At 32.1% G+C, this 5,554-nt stretch carries 5 protein-coding genes; all 5 read left to right on the plus strand.

Annotated elements, in window-relative coordinates; translation table 11 throughout:
- Positions 1-1,316: tagaturonate reductase (locus SVN78_07955; GenBank protein ID MDY6821538.1), on the plus strand; the 1,316-nt coding region annotated here is incomplete at its 5' end.
- Between the two features lies 1 nt (position 1,317).
- On the plus strand, positions 1,318-1,452 hold the full coding sequence (locus tag SVN78_07960) for a hypothetical protein (GenBank protein MDY6821539.1): 135 nt from the start codon (positions 1,318-1,320) through the stop codon (positions 1,450-1,452).
- Positions 1,453-1,467: 15 nt separating this feature from the next.
- Positions 1,468-2,817 (plus strand): glucuronate isomerase, encoded by a 1,350-nt coding sequence (uxaC, locus tag SVN78_07965; protein ID MDY6821540.1) that lies wholly within the window; start codon positions 1,468-1,470, stop codon positions 2,815-2,817.
- Between the two features lie 9 nt (positions 2,818-2,826).
- A complete protein-coding gene (locus SVN78_07970) occupies positions 2,827-4,047 on the plus strand; it encodes a divalent metal cation transporter (protein MDY6821541.1) in 1,221 nt (406 codons plus the stop codon).
- A gap of 82 nt (positions 4,048-4,129) precedes the next feature.
- Positions 4,130-5,398 carry an MFS transporter gene (locus tag SVN78_07975; protein MDY6821542.1) on the plus strand — a complete coding sequence of 423 codons (1,269 nt, stop codon included), beginning with the start codon at positions 4,130-4,132 and terminating at the stop codon, positions 5,396-5,398.
- The last annotated feature ends 156 nt before the right edge of the window (positions 5,399-5,554 follow it).

Here is a 5,554-nt window from a genome sequence, read left to right on the forward strand (position 1 = left end):
TTGCTGTTGTAAAGCCAAGGAAAGGCAGTCTAGATAAATTAATAGCACAAGATTGTCTATTTACGTTGATAACCGCTGGCATTGAAAAAGGGGAAAAAGTATATAAAAAAGAAATAATTAGCTCTATTGGAGAGGCAATTGATACATATTATAATTGGCAAGATGTTTTGGAACTTGCGAAAAATCAAAATATAAAAGTTATTGTAACAAATACCACTGAAAGAGGCATATGCTTTAACGCTAGTGATAAATATGATGATGTTCCTCCAGAAAGCTTTCCAGCCAAGCTAACAAGATTATTACATGAAAGATATAAATCTAGTAATTGTGCAGATGGATTTATTATTCTCCCCTTAGAATTAATAGAAAACAATGGCTCTATTTTAAAAGATATAGTTTTAAAATATATAGATTTGTGGGCTTTAGAGACTGACTTTAAGGATTGGGTAACAACTTCAAATCTATTTATTAACACGCTAGTTGATAGAATAGTTCCAGGTTATCCTTCAAAGAGGGCAGAAGAGATATTCAAAGAGATTGGATATAGGGATAATTTTTTAACACTAGCAGAAACCTATCATCTATTTGCTATTGAAGAAACTGATACCATAAAAGAAGTTTTGCCTTTTCATAAGGCTGACATTAATGTGGTATTCAGCAGTGATATATCAAAATATAGGCAATTAAAACTTAGGATTTTAAATGGAGCGCATACAAGTTTGGCTACAATTGCTCTATTAAGAGAAGTGCAATATGTAAAAGATATATTTGTAGATGAAAAGTTAAATGACTGTTTAAATAGAATAATCTTTAATGAAATTATTCCAACTCTGCCATATGATAGAGAATTGGTTTTAAATTTTGCAAATAATGTAATAGAGCGATTTAAAAATCCTTATATAGAACATAAATGGAGTGATATATTTGTAAATTCTATAACAAAATTTCAGATACGCCTATTTCCCACAATTAACAAATATTATGAGATCTATAAGAATTTCCCACCTTTAATAACCTTTTCTTATGCCCTTTTAATATATCTGTTTAAGGATTCTAAATGGGTAGATAACAATTTAATCTATTTTTATAACAATAATGAAATTCAACTTATTGATGAAGTTAGCATATTAAATGATCTGTATAATCTCTGGCAGGCTTATAAAAGAAAAGAAATATTGTTAGATGACTTTTTAGATAAGATTCTAATGGATCAGAGGTTATGTTCTATAGAAAGTGCTTATATAATACCTTTTAGAGAAGTAATAGCTGAAAAACTAAATATTTTATTACAGAAGGGACTTAACTTAATGGGATAATATGAAGTTTAGTATAGCGGTTGCACCTTTCAATGTAGATTGTAATGCACCTATAGTATTAAGGGGTAACCTAAAAGATATAATAAAGAATGCTTCTATGTTAGGCTATAACGCTATTGAAATACATTTCTTATAATTTAAGGGGGTCTATATGGATGATTTTTTAAAGGATAATTATCTTTTAGTAAATAAACCTTCAATAATGATTTATGAAGCAATTAAGGATTTGCCTTTCTATGATATTCATAACCACGTTGATATTAATCAGTTGTTTGAAAATAAAAATTTTGAAGATATCTGGCAGTTAGAAGGGGAAACTGATCACTATGTATGGGAGTTAATGAGAAGAAGGGATGTTGATGAAAGGTTTATAACAGGCAGTGCTTCAAATAAGAAAAAATGGTGTAAATTAGCTGAAGTATTTCCAGATTTTATTGGAAACCCCCTTTATGAATGGATACATTTAGATTTAAGGAGAAATTTAAACATAAATGAAGAGATTTCTATCGATTCTGCAGAAAAAATCTGGGAACAATCAAAGGAAATACTAAAAAAAGATTCTTTTAAACCAGTAAATATAATCAAAAATGCTAATATAGAAAAGATGTGTATAGTAAGCGATGTTTTAGATAATCTAGAGAATTTTAAGAATATTAATACACCTTATAAGGTGCTGCCAGCATTCAGAACTGATAAAGCTTATAACATAGAAAGGGATGATTTCATAAATTTCAGTAATGAGCTTTGTGAAAAATTTAATAAAGATGCCTCATCTTTTGATGGCTTTTTAGATGCCTTATCTAGTGCATTATTATATTTTAAGGAGTTTGGCTGCCAAATTTCAGATCAGGGATTATTCATTCCATATGGTCATTATGTAGAAAAGGAAAGAGCAAAAGAAATTTATTATAAAAAACTATCACATAACGCATTGACTGACAAAGAGATAAAGGATTTTAAGGCCTTCATGCTTTTTTATCTAGGTGAATTATATAGTGAAAATAGAATGTCTGCCCAATATCATATAGGAGCAATAAGGGATTATAGAAAAAGCCTATTTGATAGTTTGGGGCCAGATTCAGGAGGTGATGTTTCAACAAACAATATAGAGATTGCTCTAAATTTAAAAGATTTTCTCAATCACTTTGACGGTAAATTTAATATAATACTGTATATATTAGACCCCTTTCATTTACCAACGATAGCAACGCTTGCAAGGGCTTATCCTAATGTATTTATAGGGGCGCCGTGGTGGTTTAATGACTCACCCTTTGGCATAGAGTTCTGCTTCAAATACATTTCATCTGTTGATTTAATTGCTAACTTTTCAGGTTTTACTACGGACTCGCGTAAAATAATATCCTTTGGTAGCAGGATTGAGCTATTTAGAAGGGTATTATCAAATGTATTAGGTGAATTCGTTGAAAAAGGTCAGGCTCCCTTCTCTAATATTTTAGAGTTAGCAAAAAAGATAGCCTCAAAGGATATTTTAATTAATTAGATAATTGTTATGAGTAAAGAATCGTTTTTCAAAAGATATGGGCCAGGGATATTCTTAATAGGTGCTAATATAGGAACTGGCTCAGTATCAACAATGAGTACTGTAGGTGCCTATTTTGGCTTAAAGCTTATTTGGGCAATAGTTTTATCATGTTTATTTACGTGGGTTATGGTAACAGTAATTGGCAGGGTTTCATGTTATAATACAACTTCTATATTAATACAATTCAAAAATCACTTTGGCTCATGGGCGTTAATATTAGTAGGTTTTGCTATAGCTTTTACACAGTTTTTTTCAACAATGGGTGTAATTGGTGTTGTAAGTGAAGCAACAGGAGAATTGTTAGAAATCAATAAATTATATCCAGCAGCTTTTTGGGGACTACTTATATTTCTAGCTATCTATTTTGGCAACTATGGAAGGTTTGAATCTATTTTGAAGTGGCTTGTTGCAATATTTGGCATAAGTTTTATTATAACATTATTTATAGTTTTATTTAAACAGGGCTTTAATTTTTTAGATTTATCTCAAGGTATTCCTAAAGGTGAATTTTCTGGCTGGGCAACAGCAGCTTGTGTTGGAACAACATTTTCAAGCGGTATCCTTATTATGCGTTCATATCTCATACTAGATAAGGGTTGGACTAAAATTGATTTAAAAAAAGAGTCAGTGGACGCATTAATTTCTGTTATTGGTATGGCTATATTAAGTATAGCAGTTGTAATGTGTGCTACAGCTGCCCTATATCATTCTGATATATTGAAAAATATTGCTCCCATAGATTTTACATCCATCCAGATGGCGGAAAATTTAAGACCACTAGCAGGAGAATATACTGTTTTGCTTTTTACTATAGGTATTATCGGCGCAGGTTTATCCTCGGCGCTACCTAACGCACTTGTATCAATTTGGTGTATCTCAGATATCTTCAAATTAGAAAGAAATTGTAAAAGGCCCTATTTTAGAATTTTAGGTGCAATATGGGCTTTTAGTGGTGTTTTAGGCATTTTAACAGGCAGACCAGTTCCAATTACCGTAATGGCACAAGCTTTGATTTTACTTGTTACACCTCTTATTTCAATACTTTCTGGATATATTGCTTTCAAGGATGGTCTTCTAGGTAAAAAGGGTACAATTTCTTACTATGTAATGATAATACTGTGTGTTGCTGCAATTTTATTTTCATTATCAATGTCATTGATTGGTTTTAAAAAAGTATTTTTTATATAGACGCTAAAAATTTTTTGAGGCTTTTGTTGATAAATATTATTACAGAGAAAGTTTTAATTTTAAATAGTTAATGAGGTAGATTATGAAAAGAACCAAAGTGCGCTTTGTTATTGCTATATTTATGTGGGCGGCAATTGCTATTAATTATCTTGATAGAACAGTTATGTCTGCTGCAACACCAGAAATAATGAGGGATTTAAAGATAGGCCCAGAGTTAATGGGAATAGTTATGTCTGCTTTTTTCTGGAGTTATGCAGCATTTCAAATACCAGCTGGTTTTGTGGCTGATAGAATAGGTCAAAAGCTTTGTTTGGGTATATCAGTTATATGGTGGTCTTTGGCAACAGTATTTACCGCTCTAGCAAGGAGTGTGGCAGGCTTAATAAATGCACGTATTTTTATGGGCATAGGGGAAGCTGGAGCATATCCGTGCAATGCTGGAATTACTGCTAAATGGTTTCCAGATAAAGAGCGTGGTAAGGTTACAGCTTTGTTTGATAGTGGCACCAAATTTGGAACAGCCTTTGCTATGCCACTTGTGGCTTGGATGGTTGCTGCATTTGGCTGGAGAGTGCCTTTTGTTGTCTGTGGTATAATTGGATTAATTTGGGCAGTTTTCTGGTTTTTATATTATGATGATCCTGAAAAACATAAAAAAATAAATAAGTTAGAGCTGTCTTATATAAGGGATGGTCAACTAAAGAAAGAGGGTATAGATAAAGTTCAACCTATGGGCTGGTATGAATTGTTAAAATATCGAAATGTCATTGCCATGTGTTTAGGGTTTTTCTTATTTAATTATACGATGTATTTTTTTATTACCTGGTTCCCAGCATATCTCGTTGATGAAAGGGGGATGGAGATTATAAAGATGGGTTATTTTGCAATGTTACCACCTCTTTGTGGCATTATTGGGCAGTGGAGTGGGGGGATTTTTACAGACTTTATGTATGAAAAGACTGGTTCTCTTAGTGTGGCGCGTAAGATTAATTTAGTTGGTGGGATGCTAGTTTCTGTGTCAATTGCTTTTGCAGCCTTTGCAGAGTCTGATATTTTGGCAATTATTTTAATGTGCCTTTGTTATGCTGGGCTAGCTTTTGCAGCAAGTGCTATTTGGAGCTTACCAGGGGATATTGCACCACGTAATATGACCTCAGTATTGGGAGGTATACAAAATACTGCATCAAATTGTGGTGGTATTATTGGACCAATTGTTAATGGTATAATAATAGGGGCAACAGGCTCATATGTTATTGCCTTAGTAATATCTGGGATATGTTGTTTTATTACGGCTCTTATTTATATGTTTATGCTAAAGGATATTAAACCTATAGAGCGTAAAAAAACGTAGGGGGTATATTATGAGTGTTATTAATGAACTATTAAAAAACATCGAAATACCGAGGATGCTAAAAATTAAGCAGTTTTTTAATAACTGTGCTATCACTAATGTAGAAGAGAGATTATATGAGAAATTAAACGATATTGATGTGTTAAGAAATATTAA

This window comes from Deferribacterota bacterium (assembly GCA_034189185.1).
Classification (GTDB): Bacteria; Chrysiogenota; Deferribacteres; order Deferribacterales; family UBA228; genus UBA228.